Annotated in this window: 18 protein-coding genes and 1 tRNA gene; 10 read left to right on the top strand and 9 right to left on the bottom strand. The window is 68.7% G+C overall.

Annotated elements, in window-relative coordinates; translation table 11 throughout:
- The first annotated feature begins 34 nt into the window (after positions 1-34).
- The 4 genes from VGU03_RS14160 to purD all read left to right on the top strand — a co-directional run bounded on the left by VGU03_RS14160 (position 35) and on the right by purD (position 6,073).
- Positions 35-2,536, top strand: coding sequence for a DNA topoisomerase I (locus VGU03_RS14160; protein ID WP_327481593.1), 2,502 nt, complete (start codon positions 35-37; stop codon positions 2,534-2,536).
- 2 nt (positions 2,537-2,538) lie between these two features.
- Positions 2,539-3,111: an L-threonylcarbamoyladenylate synthase gene (locus VGU03_RS14155; protein WP_327481591.1), complete on the top strand. Its 573-nt coding sequence runs from the start codon at positions 2,539-2,541 to the stop codon at positions 3,109-3,111.
- 135 nt (positions 3,112-3,246) lie between these two features.
- Positions 3,247-4,623 carry an AMP-binding protein gene (locus VGU03_RS14150; RefSeq protein WP_327481589.1) on the top strand — a complete coding sequence of 459 codons (1,377 nt, stop codon included), beginning with the start codon at positions 3,247-3,249 and terminating at the stop codon, positions 4,621-4,623.
- 166 nt (positions 4,624-4,789) lie between these two features.
- Complete coding sequence (purD, locus tag VGU03_RS14145; RefSeq protein ID WP_327481587.1) at positions 4,790-6,073, top strand: phosphoribosylamine--glycine ligase; 1,284 nt, start codon at positions 4,790-4,792, stop codon at positions 6,071-6,073.
- A 3-nt stretch (positions 6,074-6,076) separates the two neighbouring features.
- On the opposite strand, the gene VGU03_RS14140 is transcribed toward purD, so the two are convergent.
- Positions 6,077-6,487 carry a TonB-dependent receptor gene (locus VGU03_RS14140; RefSeq protein WP_327481585.1) on the bottom strand — a complete coding sequence of 137 codons (411 nt, stop codon included), beginning with the start codon at positions 6,485-6,487 and terminating at the stop codon, positions 6,077-6,079.
- 216 nt (positions 6,488-6,703) lie between these two features.
- Here VGU03_RS14140 and VGU03_RS14135 point away from each other — a divergent pair, with 216 nt between their 5' ends.
- A complete protein-coding gene (locus VGU03_RS14135; protein ID WP_327481583.1) occupies positions 6,704-8,578 on the top strand; it encodes an MFS transporter in 1,875 nt (624 codons plus the stop codon).
- A gap of 33 nt (positions 8,579-8,611) precedes the next feature.
- On the opposite strand, the gene VGU03_RS14130 is transcribed toward VGU03_RS14135, so the two are convergent.
- The 8 genes from VGU03_RS14130 to VGU03_RS14095 all read right to left on the bottom strand — a co-directional run bounded on the left by VGU03_RS14130 (position 8,612) and on the right by VGU03_RS14095 (position 13,611).
- Positions 8,612-9,481: a beta-lactamase induction protein gene (locus VGU03_RS14130; RefSeq protein ID WP_327481581.1), complete on the bottom strand. Its 870-nt coding sequence runs from the start codon at positions 9,479-9,481 to the stop codon at positions 8,612-8,614.
- Positions 9,482-9,570: 89 nt separating this feature from the next.
- Positions 9,571-10,518, bottom strand: coding sequence for an NAD(+) diphosphatase (gene nudC, locus VGU03_RS14125; RefSeq protein WP_327481579.1), 948 nt, complete (start codon positions 10,516-10,518; stop codon positions 9,571-9,573).
- Positions 10,519-10,527: 9 nt separating this feature from the next.
- The gene (gene erpA / locus VGU03_RS14120; RefSeq protein ID WP_327481577.1) at positions 10,528-10,896 is read right to left on the bottom strand and encodes an iron-sulfur cluster insertion protein ErpA; all 369 of its coding nucleotides are present in this window, start codon (positions 10,894-10,896) and stop codon (positions 10,528-10,530) included.
- A 61-nt stretch (positions 10,897-10,957) separates the two neighbouring features.
- Positions 10,958-11,398: a polymer-forming cytoskeletal protein gene (locus VGU03_RS14115; protein ID WP_327481575.1), complete on the bottom strand. Its 441-nt coding sequence runs from the start codon at positions 11,396-11,398 to the stop codon at positions 10,958-10,960.
- Position 11,399: 1 nt separating this feature from the next.
- Positions 11,400-12,140 (bottom strand): DUF6776 family protein, encoded by a 741-nt coding sequence (locus VGU03_RS14110; RefSeq protein ID WP_327481573.1) that lies wholly within the window; start codon positions 12,138-12,140, stop codon positions 11,400-11,402.
- A gap of 122 nt (positions 12,141-12,262) precedes the next feature.
- Positions 12,263-12,730 carry a bacterioferritin gene (gene bfr, locus VGU03_RS14105; protein ID WP_327481571.1) on the bottom strand — a complete coding sequence of 156 codons (468 nt, stop codon included), beginning with the start codon at positions 12,728-12,730 and terminating at the stop codon, positions 12,263-12,265.
- Positions 12,731-12,821: 91 nt separating this feature from the next.
- Positions 12,822-13,028, bottom strand: coding sequence for a (2Fe-2S)-binding protein (locus VGU03_RS14100; protein WP_414655967.1), 207 nt, complete (start codon positions 13,026-13,028; stop codon positions 12,822-12,824).
- Positions 13,029-13,065: 37 nt separating this feature from the next.
- Positions 13,066-13,611: an RNA pyrophosphohydrolase gene (locus tag VGU03_RS14095; RefSeq protein ID WP_327481567.1), complete on the bottom strand. Its 546-nt coding sequence runs from the start codon at positions 13,609-13,611 to the stop codon at positions 13,066-13,068.
- Positions 13,612-13,765: 154 nt separating this feature from the next.
- On the opposite strand from VGU03_RS14095, the gene VGU03_RS14090 reads away from it, so the two are divergent.
- The 5 genes from VGU03_RS14090 to atpB all read left to right on the top strand — a co-directional run bounded on the left by VGU03_RS14090 (position 13,766) and on the right by atpB (position 16,217).
- Positions 13,766-13,842, top strand: a tRNA-Met gene (locus VGU03_RS14090).
- A 78-nt stretch (positions 13,843-13,920) separates the two neighbouring features.
- Positions 13,921-14,283 carry a 6-carboxytetrahydropterin synthase QueD gene (gene queD / locus VGU03_RS14085; protein ID WP_327481565.1) on the top strand — a complete coding sequence of 121 codons (363 nt, stop codon included), beginning with the start codon at positions 13,921-13,923 and terminating at the stop codon, positions 14,281-14,283.
- Positions 14,284-14,399: 116 nt separating this feature from the next.
- On the top strand, positions 14,400-14,786 hold the full coding sequence (locus VGU03_RS14080; RefSeq protein ID WP_327481563.1) for a phasin family protein: 387 nt from the start codon (positions 14,400-14,402) through the stop codon (positions 14,784-14,786).
- Between the two features lie 255 nt (positions 14,787-15,041).
- The gene (locus VGU03_RS14075; protein WP_327481562.1) at positions 15,042-15,407 is read left to right on the top strand and encodes a hypothetical protein; all 366 of its coding nucleotides are present in this window, start codon (positions 15,042-15,044) and stop codon (positions 15,405-15,407) included.
- 3 nt (positions 15,408-15,410) lie between these two features.
- Complete coding sequence (atpB, locus tag VGU03_RS14070) at positions 15,411-16,217, top strand: F0F1 ATP synthase subunit A (protein WP_327473484.1); 807 nt, start codon at positions 15,411-15,413, stop codon at positions 16,215-16,217.
- Positions 16,218-16,219: the final 2 nt, after the last annotated feature.

Here is a 16,219-nt window from a genome sequence, read left to right as displayed (position 1 = left end):
CGGCGGCACGGACCGCTTCCGGAATCCCCAGCTGATGGCCAAGAACCTCCTCATCGTCGAATCGCCTGCCAAGGCCAAGACGATCAACAAATACCTCGGCAAGGACTTCCAGGTCCTGGCCTCGTACGGCCACGTGCGCGACCTCAAGCCCAAGGAGGGCGCGGTCGACCCGGACAACCACTTCGCCATGAAGTACGAGGTGATCGAGCGCAACGAGAAGCACGTCGATGCGATCGCCAAGGCAGCCAAGCAGGCCGACGACATCTACCTCGCCACCGACTTGGACCGCGAGGGCGAAGCCATTTCCTGGCACATCAGCGAGATTCTCAAGGAGCGCGGACTGACCGAAGGCAAGCGCATGCACCGGGTGGTGTTCTCCGAGATCACGCCCAAGGCGATCAAGGCCGCGGTGGCGCAGCCACGCGGGCTGTCGCACGACATGGTCGACGCCCAGCAGGCCCGCCGCGCGCTGGACTACCTGGTCGGCTTCAATCTCTCGCCGGTGCTGTGGCGCAAGGTGCAGCGCGGCCTGTCGGCCGGCCGCGTGCAGAGCCCAGCGCTGCGCATGATCGTCGAGCGCGAGGAGGAGATCGAAGCCTTCGTCGCCCGCGAGTACTGGACGGTCGAGGCGAAGCTCAAGCACGCCGAGGGCGACTTCGGCGCCCGCCTGACCCGGCTCAACGGCAAGAAGTTCGAACAGTTCGACCTCACCAACGAACCCGATGCGATGGCCGCGCGCGCCACGCTCAAGGATGCCGCGCACGGCCGCCTGACCGTGAGCGAAGTCACCTCGAAGGAACGCAAGCGCCGCCCGGCGGCGCCGTTCACCACCTCCACCCTGCAGCAGGAGGCCGCGCGCAAGCTCGGTTTCGGCACCAGCCGCACGATGAAGATCGCGCAGGGCCTGTACGAGGGCGTGAGCTTGGGACAGGAGGGCAACGTCGGCCTGATCACCTACATGCGTACCGATTCCACCTCGCTCTCGACCGAGGCGACCGACGAGTTGCGCGCACTGATCGCGCGCGACTTCGGCCGCGAGGCGCTGCCCGACGGCGTGCAGGTCTACCGGACCAAGTCCAAGAACGCGCAGGAAGCGCACGAGGCGATCCGCCCGACCTCGGCGATGCGCACGCCGCGCCAGGTCGCGGCCTTCCTCAACGACGAGCAGCGCAAGCTCTACGAGCTGATCTGGAAGCGCACGGTCGCCTGCCAGATGATCCACGCCACGCTCAACACCGTGTCGGTGGACTTCGAACTGCCGAACGCCGCCGGCGGCCCGGCCGCGTTCCGCGCCACCGGCACCACGGTGGTCGATCCGGGCTTCCTCGCCGTGTACGAGGAAGGCCGCGACACCCGCACCGCCGAGGACGACGAGGAAGGCCGCCGTCTGCCGCGCCTGTCCAAGGGCGAGCAGGTCGCGCTTTCCGACATCCTGGCCGACCAGCATTTCACCGAGCCGCCGCCGCGCTACTCCGAAGCCAGCCTGGTCAAGGCGCTGGAGGAATACGGCATCGGCCGCCCGTCGACCTACGCCAGCATCATCCAGGTGCTGCAGAACCGCGAGTACGTATTCCTCGACAACCGCCGCTTCAAACCGACCGACGTCGGCCGCGCGGTCGGCAAATTCCTCACCCAGCACTTCAACCAGTACGTCGACTACGATTTCACCGCCAAGCTCGAGGACGAGCTGGATGCGGTCAGCCGCGGCGAGGAAGCCTGGGTGCCGCTGATGGAGCGCTTCTGGCAGCCGTTCAAGACCCAGGTCGAGGAAAAGACCGAGTCGGTCGACCGCAGCGAAGCCACCGGCGCACGCGAGCTGGGCATCGACCCCAAGAGCGGCAAGCCGGTGTCCGTGCGCCTGGGCCGCTATGGGCCGTATGCGCAGATCGGCGACAAGGACACCGACGAGAAGCTGCAGTTTGCCTCCCTGCGGCCCGGCCAGAGCATGCACACCATCACGCTGGAGCAGGCGATGGAGCTGTTCAAGCTGCCGCGCGTGCTGGGCAGCAGCGACAGCGGCGAAGAGGTCAGCGTGGGCATCGGCCGCTTCGGCCCGTTCGTCAAGCAGGGCGGCACCTACGCTTCGCTCAAGGCCGAGGACGATCCCTACACCATCGAACTGCCACGCGCCCTGCAGATCGTGCGCGAGAAGCTGGAGATGCTCGCCAACCGCGTCATCGCCGACTTCGGCAACGGCGTGCAGGTGCTCAACGGCCGCTACGGCCCGTACATCACCGACGGCGAGAAGAACGCGCGCATCCCCAAGGACACCGAGCCGAAGGACCTGACCGAAGCTCAGTGCCTGGAGCTGTTGGCCGCCGCCCCGGCCAAGAAGGGCCGCTTCGCGCGCAAGACCGCCACCAAGCAGGCGGCCGCGAAGAAGGCGCCGGCCGCCAAGAAGGCCGCGTCCAAGAAAACGGCGGCCAAAAAGGCGCCAGCGAAGAAGGCCGCAGCCAAGAAGACGGCTGCCAAGAAGACGGCCACCAAGAAGGCCGCCACGAAGAAGGCGACCGCGAAAAAGCCCGCCGGCGCCTGACCATGACCGCACGCTTCAATCTGTCCGAATGCGGCGCCGCCGCCGCGTTGATGCGTAATGGCGGCGTGCTGGCCTATCCGACCGAGGCGGTCTACGGCCTGGGCTGCGACCCACGCGACCAGGCCGCGTTCGAGCGCCTGTTCGCGCTCAAGCAGCGCCCGCCGACCCAGGGCGTGCTGCTGATCGCGGCGGACTTCGCCCAAATCGAGCGCTACATCGATCTGGCCAAGGTGCCCGCCGAGGTAATGGCGCAGGTCAAGGCGAGCTGGCCCGGGCCGAACACCTGGATCTTTCCGCGCACCGCAGCGGTGCCGGCCTGGGTGGCCGGCGCGCACGCGGGCATCGCGCTGCGCGTCACCGCGCACGAACCGGCCGCCGCGCTGTGCCGCGCCTGGGGCGGCGCGCTGGTGTCGACCAGCGCCAACCCGCACGGCTCGCCGCCGGCGCGCAGCGCGCAGCAGGCGCTGGACTACTTCGGCGACGCGCTTGGCGGCGTCCTCGATGCGCCGCTGGGCAGCCAGGACCGTCCGACGGTGATCCGCGATGCGCTCACCGGCGCTATCATCCGCGCCTGAGCGTCCAAGGGGCGCCGCGCGCCTTTTGCCCGGCCTGCGGCGGGACAACGACAAACGCACGGTTCACGCCGACTTGCGGCGGTCGGCGGCCATGCTGTGTGCGTCTGGCGCATGGCGGACTGGGAGATAAGCGGCTTGGCCATCGTTTACGACACTTTCCAGCGCGAGGCGCCGCAGCGTCTGGCGCTGCTGCACGCGGATACACCTGGGCGCGTGCTGGCCTGGCGCGACGGCGAACCGGTAAGCGCCGCGCAGTTCCTGGCCCACGTGCGCCAGGTCGCCGCGGCGTTGCCGGGCGCCGGCGCCGCGGTGAACCTGTGCGAGGACCGCTACGCCTTCCTGGTCGCCTTCTGCGCGATCGCGCTGCGCGGCCAGGCCAACCTGCTGCCGTCCTCGCGTGCCCCGCAGGCGGTGGACGAGGTGATGGCCGCGCATCCGGGTTGCTATGCGCTGGGCGAGCAGGCGCTGGACCCGGCGCCGGCCGGCTACCACCGGTTGCCGGCGTTGTCGGCGCAGCCGGTGGACGGCGAGACCGACGACTGGCCGCAGATTCCGGCCGAACAGGTGGTGGCGATCGGCTACACCTCCGGCTCCACCGGCGCGCCCAGCGCCAACGCCAAGACCTGGCGCAGCTTCCACGCCAGCAACGCCGGCAACCTGGCGATGCTGCGCGCGGCGGTGGGCGAGCGCTTCGCGGTGGTCGCCACCGTGCCGCCGCAGCACATGTACGGCATGGAGATGAGCGTGCTGCTGCCCTTGCTGGGCGGCGTGGGCGTGCATGCCGGACGGCCGTTCTTCCCCGCCGACGTGGCCGCCGCGTTGGCCCAGGCGCCGGCGCCGCGCGTGCTGGTGACCACCCCCGTACACCTGCGCGCGCTGGTGGAGTCCGGCATTGCGCTGCCGCCGCTGGCGGCCATGGTCTCGGCCACGGCGCCGATGCCGGTGGAGCTTGCGCAGGCGGCCGAGCAACGCTTCGGCGCGCCGCTGCTGGAGGTCTTCGGTTCCACCGAAACCTGCGTGTTCGCCAGCCGCCGCACCACGACCGAAGAGCACTGGACGCTCTATGCCGGCGCACAGCTGCACCCGCAGCCCGACGGCACCCAGGTCGACGCGCCGCAACTGGATGCACCGCGGCTGCTGCCCGACATTGTCACCCTGACCGCCGACGGCCGCGGCTTCCGCCTGCGCGGGCGCCAGGCCGACATGCTGGAGATCGCCGGCAAGCGCGCCTCGCTGGGCGACCTCACCCGGCGCCTGCTGGCCATTCCCGGCGTGCAGGACGGCGTGGTGTTCCAGCTCGAAGGCGGCGATGCGCTGGGAGTCCACCGCATTGCCGCGCTGGCGGTGGCGCCGGAGCTGGACGAGCACGCCATCCTGGAGGCACTGCGCCGCGCGGTCGATCCGGTCTTCCTGCCGCGGCCACTGCTGCGGGTCGCCGTCCTGCCCCGCAACGAGACCGGCAAACTGCCCCGCGCCGCGCTGCTGGAACTGCTCGCCCGTCACCACGCCTGATCGTGCCTGGAATCCCCGGCTCTCGGGGAGGGTGGGTGAGGCACGCCGGAACCGGCCGCGACACACGGGCAATGGCCCGGTCTCCCGCGCGTAGCCGGTAAGGAAGCCGTATGCGCTCGGCTACAATGCGCGCCTGCGCCGCGGGGCGCACACGTGTGGAGTCGGCATGAAGGTCCTGGTCATCGGCAGCGGCGGGCGCGAACACGCGCTGGCGTGGAAGCTCAAGCAGTCGCCGCGGGTCAGCGAGGTGATCGTGGCGCCCGGCAACGCCGGCACCGCGCGCGAGCGCGGCGTACGCAACGCCGATGTGGCGATGAACGACCTCGACGGCCTGCTCGCGCTGGCCAAGGCCGAGAAGGTCGGCCTGACCGTGGTCGGCCCGGAAGTGCCGCTGGTCGCCGGCGTGGTCGACCGCTTCCGCGCCGCCGGCCTGCGCATCTTCGGCCCGCGCGCTATCGCGGCGCAGCTGGAGGGATCCAAGGCCTTCGCCAAGGATTTCCTGCTCCGCCACAACATTCCCACCGCGCGCTATGCGGTGTTCACCGAACTCTCCGGCGCGCTGGCCTACGTGCGCGAGCAGGGCGCGCCGATCGTGATCAAGGCCGACGGCCTGGCCGCGGGCAAGGGCGTGGTGGTGGCGCTGACGCTGGCCGACGCCGAGCAGGCGCTGCACGACATGCTGGGCGGCCACGCCTTCGGCGATGCCTCCGCGCGCGTGGTGATCGAGGAATTCCTCGAAGGCGAGGAAGCCAGCTACATCGTGATGAGCGATGGCAGCCACGCGCTGCCGATGGCTTCGAGCCAGGACCACAAGCGCCGCGACGAGGGCGACCTCGGACCGAACACCGGCGGCATGGGCGCCTATTCGCCGGCGCCAGTGGTCACCAGCGCGGTCGAGCAACGCATCCTGAAGGAAGTGATCGAGCCGACCCTGCACGGCATGGCCTCCGAAGGCGCGCCGTTCATCGGCTTTCTCTACGCCGGGCTGATGATCGACAAGTCCGGGGCTCCCAAGGTGATCGAGTTCAACGTGCGCTTCGGCGACCCGGAGACCCAGCCGATCATGCTGCGCCTGAAGTCCGACCTGGTCGAGCTGATCGAGGCCGCGCTGGACGGCGAGCTGCGCCACACCCGTGCGCAATGGGACAGCCGTCCGTCGATCGGCGTGGTGGTCGCGGCCGAGGGCTACCCCGGCCGCGTGCGCAGCGGTGATCCGATCGGCGGGCTGGAAGGCCCGTTCGATCCCACCGTGAAGGTGTTCCACGCCGGCACCAAGTTGGACGCGCAAGGCCGTGCGGCCACTGCGGGCGGCCGCGTGCTGACCGTCTGCGCCTTGGGCCACGACCTCGCCGCCGCGCGCGAGCACGCCTACGAAGCCGTCGCCAGGATCCACTTCAACGGCGCGTTCTGCCGGCGCGACATCGCGCACCGGGCGTTGCGGCGAGGCTGAAGCTCAGGCGGCCGCCTTGTCCGGCTGGGCGGTGGGCACGGCCCCTGGCCGCAGCACCATGTAGAGCATCAGCAGCATGCCGGCCAGCACGCCGGACGAACCGAAGCCAAGCAGCGGCTCGAGCGTGGCTTCGGCGGCCTTGCCGCCGTAGAGCAGGAACAAGCCGACGAACATTGCCGGCGCCGCTACCTGGTGCAGCACGAACTGGATGTTGGCGAGGGCACGACGCGGCGCGTCCAGCCACAGCCGGTGGATGATTCCGTAGATCAGCGAGAGCACGAAACCCACCAGCAGCACGTGAGCATGCGTGACCAGCTGACCGTGATCGTGCGAGGCGGCCATGTAGATGCCCAGCGCCATGCCGATAGCGGCATAGCACAAGGCGAAGACCAGGTATCTGCGGCTGAAGTCCATGGTGTTTCCCCTCGAAAACACAGGCGCCATGTGGGCGGGCGCCATGAGCGCCACGGAAGGCCCGCTGGCAGGCGATGTCATGCGTGCGCCGGCCCCAACCGCGGCTTCCGCGGCGGAAGGTATGCCCATAAGGCGCCGGCCGCAACGCCGCCCGACGCGATGGCGGCAGAGGCTCCGGCGCTTTAGGCTAGCGCCAGCCTTGGGACCGGGACCCGCATGAGCCAGTTCAGCCTGCTCGGCCAGCGCCGCTTTGCGCCGTTCTTCTGGACCCAGGCGCTGGGCGCGTTCAACGACAACGCCTTCCGCAACGCGCTGGTGATGCTGGTGGCGTTCCAGATGGGGCTGGACGACAGGAGCGTGTCGCTCTACACCAATCTGGCGCCGGCGCTGTTCATCCTGCCGTTCTTCCTGTTCTCGGCGACCGCCGGGCAACTGGCGGAGAAATACGAGAAGACGCGCATCATCCGCTGGGTCAAGCTGTTCGAGATCGGCGCGATGGCGCTGGCCGCCGTCGGCTTTCTCACGCACGACACCGGCCTGCTGCTGGCCGTGCTGTTCCTGATGGGCCTGCACTCGACCACGTTCGGGCCGATCAAGTACGCGATCCTGCCGCAGGCGCTCAAGCCGCAGGAGCTGGTGGGCGGCAACGGCCTGGTCGAGATGGGCACGCAGCTGGCGATGCTCATCGGCATGATCGCCGGCAATTCGCTGATGCTGGTCACCGGCATCGGACCATGGCTGGCGGCGGCCGCCACCATCGCGGTGGCGGTGGCCGGCTACCTGGCGAGCCGGCGCATTCCGGCGGCGCCGGCTACCGCGCCGGAGCTCCGCTTGAACTGGAACCCCCTGAGCGAAACCGCGCGCGTGCTCGGCATCGTGCGGCGCGATGGCGCCGTGTTCAACGCCGTGCTGGGCATCTCCTGGTTCTGGTTCTTCGGCACGGTGCTGATCGCGCAGCTGCCCAACTACACGCGCGAAACGCTGGGCGGCGACGGCTCGGTCAACACGCTGGTGCTCACGCTCTTTTCCATCGGCACCGGCGTGGGCGCGCTGCTGTGCGAGCGCATGTCCGGTAGGCGGGTGGAGATCGGCCTGGTGCCGCTGGGCGCGTTCGGCCTGACCGTGTTCGGCGTGGACCTCTATTTCGCCCGGCACGGCGCAGCCGTTGCGCATGGGCTGGACTGGCTGGCCTTCCTGCGTAGTGGCGGAAGCTGGCGCATCGCGCTGGACCTCGCCCTGATCGGCGTGTTCGCGGGCTTCTACGTCGTGCCGCTGTTCGCCTTCGTGCAGGCGCGCGCGCCGCGCGAGCAGCTTTCGCGCGTGATCGCCGGCAACAACATCGTCAATGCGCTGCTGATCGTGCTGGCGGCCGGTTTCGGGCTGGGTCTGGGCGTGCTGGGCTTCGATGCGGTGGAGACGTTCCTGGCCGCAGCCGTGCTCAACGTGGCGGTAGCGGCGTACATCTTCACGCTGGTGCCCGAGTTCCCGATGCGCTTCATCACCTGGGTGCTGGTCAACACGCTCTACCGCGTGCGCGTGGAAGGCATGCGCCACGTGCCGGAGGAAGGGCCGGCGCTGCTGGTGTGCAACCACGTCAGCTTCATGGACCCGCTGCTGCTGATGGCGAACCTGCGGCGACCGGCGCGCTTCGTCATGTCCTACCGCATCTTCGACATCCCGGTGCTCAACTTCATCTTTCGCACCGCCAGGGCGATCCCCATCGCTGGCCAGAAGGAAGACCCGGCGGTGCTGGCCGCGGCTTACGAAGCGATCGACCAGGCGCTCGCCGCCGGCGAGCTGGTATGCATCTTTCCCGAAGGCGGCCTGACCCGCGACGGCGAGATCGCGCCGTTCCGGCCCGGCATGCTGCGCGTACTGGAGCGCCGGCCGGTGCCGGTGGTGCCGATGGCCTTGCGCGGCTTGTGGGGCAGCGTGTGGAGCCGGCGCGACACGCGCCTGGGCCGCGCGCGCCTGCCGCGACGCTTCCGCGCACGGGTCGAGCTGGTGGTCGACGCGCCGGTACCGCCGCAGCCGCTACGGCTGGAGGCGCTGGAAGCGCGCGTGCGCCAGCTGCGTGGCGCGCTGGCGTAGCCGCCCAGGCCGTCCAACGAGCCGCCCGGGCGGTCAGGTCACCCAGCCGCCCAGCACGATCAGCGCCACTACGCTCAACCACGCCAGCAGCGCGCGCAGGAAGGCGCTGCGCATGCGGGTCAGTTCCAGCAGCGGGTCGGTGCGCTCCTGGACGTAGCCGTCGCCCGCCTCGATTTCCACGTCGATGTCCGCGCAGGCCGCCGCGGCGAGGAAATCGGGCTCGTCAGCGTACCAGCTGGTCGGCGCCGCGCGCTGCCGCCAACGGCGCCACGAGGCCATCACCGCATCCCAATGGCCGACCAGCGCCAGGGTGAACACCAGCAGTTGCGCGGGCAGCCAGTCCAGCGCGTTGGCGACGAAGCGCGCGTGGGTGCCGCTGCCCGCGTCCAGCGCGAGCGTGTCGTCGCGCCCCAGCGTCTGCGCCAGCCGGTAGAGCAGCGCGCCCGCCGGCCCGAGCAGGAAGAACCACAGCAGCACGCCGAAGCGGCGGCGCAGCGCCGCCATGGCCACCGCCTGGCCCAGCGCATGGGCATTCCAGGCTACCCGCTGGCCGGGCTCGGCGAGGCGCTGCGCGGCCGCCTCGCGGGCCAGCGGATCGGGGGCATGCAGGACCGCCTCCAGATCCGCCTCGAACGCATGCGGGCCCAGGCCATAGAGCAGCACCGCGACGGCGAAGATCAACTGCAGGATGCCGCCCAGCGGCGCCCGGGCGAGCAGGTCGGACAGCAGCAGGCACAACAGCGTGGGCACGATCAGGGTGATCAGCACGCGGCCGCGGCCCGCCGTGTCGTCCAGCTGGCGTACCCAGCCGCGGAACACGCTGTCGTCGCGCCATTGGACAAGCTGCGGCAGCAGATGCAGCAGGCCGAGGGCGATCAGGACGGCAAGCAGGCTCAAGGCCATCGGTCGATGCTCCTGGAAATGCCTGCCATTGTAGGCCAAGCACTTCGTTCAGCCCGTGGAGTGCCGCGCGCACGGTGCCAAGGCGCAGGTCACTCAGCCGTGAGGGCATCCAGCTCGAGGCCCGCGCGCTCGCGCAGCCAGTGCGCGAGCAACTGGTAGGACACCGACAGTCGGGTGGGCGTGGCGAAGCTGCCATCGGCGAGGCCCGCGACGATCTGCTCCGGCGTGAACCAGCGCGCATCGGCCAGCTCGCCGTCGCGCAGGTCGATCGTGCGCCCCAGCGCCGTGCCGGTGAAGCCGACCATCAGCGAGGCCGGCAGCGGCCAGGGCTGCGACGAGTGATAGCGCACTTCGCCCACGCGCACGCCGGCTTCCTCTGCCACTTCGCGCCGCACGGCGTCTTCCAGCGATTCGCCCGGCTCGACGAACCCCGCCAGCGTCGACCAGCGGCCCTGCGGCCAACTGGCCTGGCGACCGAGCAGGCAGGCGCCTTCATGTTCGATGATCGCGATGATCGCCGCGTCGGTGCGCGGAAAATGCAGGCGGCCGCAGGCGCCATTGGTGCATTGCATGCGGTGGCCTGCGGAAACACGCTTGAGCGGCGCGCCGCATCCGCTGCAGTACCGCGTCTCGCGCTGCCAATGCGCCAGGCCCTTGGCGTAGGCGAACAGCCCGGCCTCGTCGGCGGGCAGGCGCATGCCCGCTTCGCGCAGCCCGATGCGTCGGGCATGCAGGCGCTCTTCCAGGATGTCGAGCGGCTCGCCCTCGCCGAGCGCGAGCAGGAAATGCGGCCGTTCGTCCGCGATGCCCAGCAGGCTCACCTCGGCGTCGGCGAACAACTCACGCCGTTCGGCGGCGCTCAGCCAGCGCAAGCCTTCCTCATCGCGCAGCAGATAGCTTTCGCCGGAAGGGTCGAGCAGCAGGTAGCGCGCACCGGCATGGGCGCCCTGTTCGGCGACCCACGCGTCCTGGTCGCGACGCTCGGACATGCGATCCAGCACCAGGCTCAGGCCGGCGAAGACATTGGTGCAAGCCATCGGCACGTCTCAGGTGGAGAACGAGGAACCGCAGCCGCAAGTGGTCTTGGCGTTCGGGTTGCGGATCACGAACTGCGCGCCGGAGAGATTCTCGGCATAGTCGATTTCCGCGCCCGTGAGGTATTGCAGCGACAGCGGATCGACCAGCAGCGTGACGCCCTCGCGGTCCAGCGCGAAGTCGTCCTCCGCCTGGGCCTCGTCGAAAGTGAAGCCGTACTGGAAGCCCGAGCAGCCGCCGCCGCTGATGTAGACGCGCAGCTTCAGCGCCGGGTTGCCCTCCTCGATGATCAGCTCGTGCACCTTGCGCGCGGCCGCTTCGGTGAAGACCAGCGGGGCGCCGGCCTGACGGTAATCGGGAATCGAGACGAGGGTTTCCATGCGGCGGATGTGCGGTTGCCAGGGTGCGATCTCAAGGATAGCGCCTGGCTTAGGCGTCCGCTCAGGCCGGCACCGCTTCGTCCAGCCCTGGCTCCTCGTGCGCGCCGGGCGCGGGCAGCTCGCGCGGCGCGCCGCTCTCGACGCGGTGGCTCATGCGGCCATTGACCTGGGCGCCGGCGGCCATCTCCAGCGTGCGGTAGTACACGTCGCCGGCGATGCGCGCCTGCGGGGCAAGCTCCAGCCGCTCGGCAGCATGGATGTCGCCCTGCACCTGGCCGTTGATGATCGCGTGCGGCACGCGGATCTCGCCCTGCACCTGGCCCTGCTCGCTGAGCGTGAACACGGCATCCTCGCCTTCGGCGAGCACCGAACCTTCGATGCGCCCATCCAGATGCAGCGCACCGCTGAAGCGCAGGTCGCCGCGGATCACCGTGCCGCGGGCGATCAGGCTGGTGTCGCTGCTGGTGCTGGCGGCGCGGTCGCCGCGTCGACGATTGAGCATGTCAGTTTCCCCCTTCGATGGTCGTGAGGTTGCCCGAGAGCGCATCGCTCCAGGCGACCGTGCGGTCGACGCCATCCTCGCCTTCGGCTCGGACGTGGATGCGCAGCCGGGTCGGCTTGAAATCGGCCGGCAACATGAAAGTGGCGTGCAGCTGCTGGAAGTAGCGGAAGCGGAAGAGCAGGCCGTCCTTCTGCGCCGCATCGCCGAGCTGCGGCCAGTCCAGCGCCACCACCTTGTCGCCGCGTACGCCTTCCACACCGAGCGTGACCGTGCCGCTGACGTCGCTGCCGCGCTTGGCGTTCTGGGTGAGGCTGAGCGCGAGGTTCCAGGCATGCGCGCCGGGCACCGGCCGCAACTGTACCTCCTGCACCTTCAATCCCTCGCGCTGGGCGTTGCCACCGACCAGGCGCGAATAGAAGCCGAGGTCCGCGCGCAATCCGTTGATTTCCTCTTCGCGCTCGGCAAGCGTGCCGCGCAGCGACTTGGTGGCGATCTCGGTGACCTGCTGGGCTCGCCGGAGGTTGGCGAGCTGCTGCTCGAGTGCGTCGTTCTGCTCCGCCAACTGCCTTGCTTCGCGCCGGTCGACCGCAGCAGGCGTGGTGCGCCAGGCCAGCGTACCGACGACCAGCGCCGTCAGCAGCAGGCTGGCCAGCCAAGCGGCCCCCAGCCATAGCCGGCGACGGCGCAGGCGGGCTTCGTCATGCGGGCGCACGACGAAGCGCGGTGGTGGGCGTGAAGCCATGGGGATATCCGGAACGGCACGGAGGTCCGGTATAGCGTCAGCGTGACGAGAGCGTCAAGGAACGGCTGCACGCTTTGCACCGAACCTGCGCCAGGCCTTTCCGGCCCAGCCCACACGCGCAGTCAGCCCATCTTGCTCTGCAGGTAGCGTTCGGCGCCGATGTCCTTGACCAGGTTCAGCTGGGTCTCGAGCCAGTCGATGTGTTCTTCCTCGTCGTGCAGGATGGTCTTGAACAGGTCACGGCTGATGTAGTCGGCGATGCCCTCGCTGTGCGCGATGGCGGCGCGCAGATCGATCGCGGCGGCCAGCTCCAGGTCGAGGTCGCCCTGGATGCATTCGAGCGCGTTCTCGCCGATGCGAAGCTTGCCCAGGTGCTGCAGGTTGGGCAGGCCGTCGAGGAACAGGATGCGCTCGATCAGGCGATCGGCGTGCTTCATCTCCTCGATCGATTCCTTGTACTCGTGCCCGGCCAGCTCGTCGTAGCCCCAGTCCTTGAACATGCGGTAATGCAGGAAGTACTGGTTGATCGCGGTCAGTTCGTTGTAGAGCACCTTGTTGAGGTACTCGATGACCTTGGCGTCGCCTTTCATCGGAGGTCTCCGGTTGCATTTGACCGGCGACTATACGGCCGGGGACCGGAGGGCACGCGAACGGGTTGCGGTTTCGACGCCCGGCGGGCGGTCAGGCGGTGAGCAGCGGAAGCGGGAAGGCCACCTGGGCCATCGCCGCATCCAGTGTCGCGCGCGCCTCGGGCTCGCAGCAGCCACAGCAGTCCGAGCAACCGGTGCGCGCCTGCAGCTCAGCGAAGGTGCGCACGCCGTCGGCGGCCGCGCGGCGGATGTCGCCGTCGGTGACGGCATTGCAGAGGCAGATGTACATGCCGCGCATTGCAGCCCAAATGCGAATGATTGTCAACTAGATCGGATCAGGCCACGGCGCGGCCGCCCGATCCGCCACCGCCGGCGACGCGCGGCTGCGCGCCCAGCTGGACGCTCAGCAACTCCTCCACCAGCGGAGCGAAATGGCGCAGCGCGCGCTCGTAGACCTGGCGTTTGAAGTTGACCACATGCTCGGCCGGATACCAGAAATCGACCCAGCGCCAGACGTCGAATTCCGGTTTGTCGCAGGCATCCAGCCTGAAGGCATCCTCGCCGCCGACCAGGCGCAGCAGGAACCACACCTGCTTCTGGCCGATGCAGGTCGGGTGCTGGTGGTGGCGCACGTAACGATGGGGCAGGCGATAGCGCAGCCAGCCGCGGGTGCTGGCGACCACCTCGACGTGCTCGGGCGCCAGCCCGGTTTCCTCTGCCAGTTCGCGGTACATCGCCTCCAGCGGCGTCTCGTCGCTGCGCATGCCGCCCTGCGGGAATTGCCAGCCGTCGTGATTGACCCGCCGCGCCCAGAACAGCCGGCCGTCGCCGTTGAGCAGCACGATGCCTACGTTTGGGCGATAGCCATCCGCGTCGATCATGTCGCCTCCTGGGCCGGCATGCCGCGAATGCAGCGGCTTCGGCGCGGATTCAACCATAACGCGCGCGACGCGGGAAAGCGAAGAGGCTTGAACCGGCCCGACCCGCCAATTACACTGCCGGGCTCCGTTGGCGCACCTGGCCAGCGATGCCCTTGGCTATGTAGCTCAGCCGGTTAGAGCACAGCACTCATAATGCTGGGGTCGGTGGTTCGAGTCCACCCATAGCCACCAATGCCTGCGGCGCGGCGCCTATTCCCGCTTTCGGTTTTCGCGCTTGTCTTGTCGCGGGCCGACCCACAATCGCTCGCCATGCATATCCATAAGGTTTTCCAGATCGAGGCGGCGCATCGGTTGCCCAACGTGCCGGCCGGCCACAAGTGCGCCCGGCTGCATGGGCACTCGTTCCGCATCGAGATCCATGTCGAAGGGGAGCCTGATCCGGCGCTGGGCTGGGTGATGGACTTCGCCGATGTCAAAACGGCCTTCGCACCCTTGTTCGAGCAACTGGACCACCACTACCTCAACGAGATCGAGGGACTGGAAAATCCCACCAGCGAAACGCTGGCGCGCTGGATCTTCCGTCGCCTGGAGCCTCGCCTGACCGGGCTGGACAAGGTGGTGGTGCACGAGACCTGCACTTCCGGCGCCAGTTGCAGCCGAGCCAGTTTCTGACGCAGTGCAAGATGAGTCGCGGGCCCTGGCGGGCTAGCCCACAACCGATCCTTGTTGCATTGCACAAAATGCTTTGCTAGGCTTGCTTCACTCCCAACTCCCGTGAGGGACAAGCCATGACGCAGCAGATCGACACTCAAGTTTTCGCTTATGCCAGGCAGTTCGCCGACAGCGCCTTCAAGGCGCAGGCGCTCGTGCTCAAGGGCCTGGAGCAGGCCGCCGGCCTGCAGCTGGGCACGCTCGAGCAGCAGTCCCGCTCGGCCGCCGAATTCCTGCTCGCCGCGGGCGAACTGCGCGACGCCGACGGCCTGCGCGGCCTGTGGGACAAGGGCGTTGCGCTCAGCCGCGCACAGACCGAACAGGCCGTGGCCCTGACCCAAAGCCTGGCCGCCGTCGGCCGGCAGACCGCCGAATCGCTCGGTGCGCTGGTGCAGCCGCTGCAGGCCGCCAATGACGCGGTTGCGGCCACGGCTGCAGCCACCCGCAAGGCAGCCGCCAAGTAGGGTTCTGCCCGCGTCCCCAGCATCCCTCCCCGCCGGGACGCGCTCCCTGGGCCGGACTTCGCAAGTCCGGCCTTTTTTTGTGTGCCATCGGCAAGAATTTGCGCGCCGGAAAAGTGAACGTCGACGCCTACATGACAAGATGTCGCGGCTGCGCGGCTTGTCGGTCCAAAAGCCCGGCTGATATACTTTTGCGGATTGGATCGTGGCCCGTAGCTGCAAGGGTGACGCCTGGTGCGAAGCCGCGCGGGAACACACGTGCTCAACAGTCTTGCCTCCGGTCGTCGCCTGGCCCTGCGCATCGTGATGTGGCAGGCCGCCGCGGCAGCGCTGGTCGGCCTCATCTTCCTGGTGCAGGGACGCCGTGAAGCCTTGGCGGCTGCTGCAGGCGCCCTCGTCATGGCGCTGGGCAACGCGCTGCTTGGCGCGCGGGCCTTCGCCGGGATGCATGGAGCGGGCATGGCGCTGGGCCGGCTGCTGGTGGGCATGGTCCTCAAGTGGATCGCGGTCATCGGAGGGATGGGCGTGATCCTGATCAAACTGAAGTTGCCGCCGCTGGCCGCCATCACGGGGCTGGCGGCTGCTTACGCGGTTCATCTGCTGGCGTTTCGATTCAAGGGCTGACACATGGCAAGCGAGCCGCAGGGCGGTCTTACCGAATACATTTCCCACCACCTCAAGCACCTGACTCCGCATACGAGTCCGGAAGGCTTCTGGGCGGTGCACATCGATTCGGTCACCGTGTCGCTGGTGCTCGGCGTGCTGTTCTGCCTGTGGTTCTGGGCCAAGGCGCGCAAGGCCACCGCCGGCGTGCCGGGCAAAGGCCAGGCCTTCGTCGAGATCGTGCTGGAGTTCGTGGACGGCCAGGTCAAGGACGTCTTTCATGGCGACCGTCGCGTGCTCGGTCCGCTGGCGCTGACCGTGTTCGTCTGGGTGTTCCTGATGAACGCGATGGACCTGCTGCCGGTCGACCTGCTGCCCTGGATCACCGCGAAGTTCGGCCTCGGCCACTTCCGCGCCGTGCCCACGGCCGACATCAACATGACCTTCGCGATGTCGCTCACGGTACTGCTGCTGATCATCTTCTACAGCTTCAAGGCCAAGGGCTTCAGCGGCTACATGCACGAGATGTTCACTGCGCCGTTCGGCAAGCATCCGCTGCTGTGGATCCCCAACTTCGCGCTGAACCTGGTCGAGCTGCTCTCCAAGCCGGTGAGCCTTGCGATGCGACTGTTCGGCAACATGTACGCCGGCGAGCTCGTGTTCATGCTGATTGCCGGGCTGTTCACTGCCGGCAGCTGGGCGCTGTATGGCATGGGCATCATCGGCTACACCGTGTGGGGCATCTTCCACATCCTGATCATTTCGATCCAGGCCTTCATCTTCATGGTGCTGACCGTCGTGTACATCTCGATGGCTCACGACCACCACTGACC

This window comes from Frateuria sp. (genome assembly GCF_035944355.1).
In the GTDB taxonomy this organism is placed as follows: domain Bacteria; phylum Pseudomonadota; class Gammaproteobacteria; order Xanthomonadales; family Rhodanobacteraceae; genus Frateuria_A.
Note: the sequence above shows the minus strand (reverse complement) of the source record. Positions and strands in the feature narration are given on the sequence as shown.

Excerpts from the sequence above, each read along its gene's own strand:
- VGU03_RS14160 (WP_327481593.1), top strand. The coding sequence starts at position 35 with ATGGCCAAGAACCTCCTCATCGTCGAATCGCCTGCCAAGGCCAAGACG.
- VGU03_RS14155 (WP_327481591.1), top strand. The coding sequence starts at position 2,539 with ATGACCGCACGCTTCAATCTGTCCGAATGCGGCGCCGCCGCCGCGTTG.
- purD (WP_327481587.1), top strand. The coding sequence starts at position 4,790 with ATGAAGGTCCTGGTCATCGGCAGCGGCGGGCGCGAACACGCGCTGGCG.
- VGU03_RS14140 (WP_327481585.1), bottom strand. The coding sequence starts at position 6,487 with ATGGACTTCAGCCGCAGATACCTGGTCTTCGCCTTGTGCTATGCCGCT.
- VGU03_RS14135 (WP_327481583.1), top strand. The coding sequence starts at position 6,704 with ATGAGCCAGTTCAGCCTGCTCGGCCAGCGCCGCTTTGCGCCGTTCTTC.
- VGU03_RS14130 (WP_327481581.1), bottom strand. The coding sequence starts at position 9,481 with ATGGCCTTGAGCCTGCTTGCCGTCCTGATCGCCCTCGGCCTGCTGCAT.
- nudC (WP_327481579.1), bottom strand. The coding sequence starts at position 10,518 with ATGGCTTGCACCAATGTCTTCGCCGGCCTGAGCCTGGTGCTGGATCGC.
- erpA (WP_327481577.1), bottom strand. The coding sequence starts at position 10,896 with ATGGAAACCCTCGTCTCGATTCCCGATTACCGTCAGGCCGGCGCCCCG.
- VGU03_RS14115 (WP_327481575.1), bottom strand. The coding sequence starts at position 11,398 with ATGCTCAATCGTCGACGCGGCGACCGCGCCGCCAGCACCAGCAGCGAC.
- VGU03_RS14110 (WP_327481573.1), bottom strand. The coding sequence starts at position 12,140 with ATGGCTTCACGCCCACCACCGCGCTTCGTCGTGCGCCCGCATGACGAA.
- bfr (WP_327481571.1), bottom strand. The coding sequence starts at position 12,730 with ATGAAAGGCGACGCCAAGGTCATCGAGTACCTCAACAAGGTGCTCTAC.
- VGU03_RS14100 (WP_414655967.1), bottom strand. The coding sequence starts at position 13,028 with ATGCGCGGCATGTACATCTGCCTCTGCAATGCCGTCACCGACGGCGAC.
- VGU03_RS14095 (WP_327481567.1), bottom strand. The coding sequence starts at position 13,611 with ATGATCGACGCGGATGGCTATCGCCCAAACGTAGGCATCGTGCTGCTC.
- queD (WP_327481565.1), top strand. The coding sequence starts at position 13,921 with ATGCATATCCATAAGGTTTTCCAGATCGAGGCGGCGCATCGGTTGCCC.
- VGU03_RS14080 (WP_327481563.1), top strand. The coding sequence starts at position 14,400 with ATGACGCAGCAGATCGACACTCAAGTTTTCGCTTATGCCAGGCAGTTC.
- atpB (WP_327473484.1), top strand. The coding sequence starts at position 15,411 with ATGGCAAGCGAGCCGCAGGGCGGTCTTACCGAATACATTTCCCACCAC.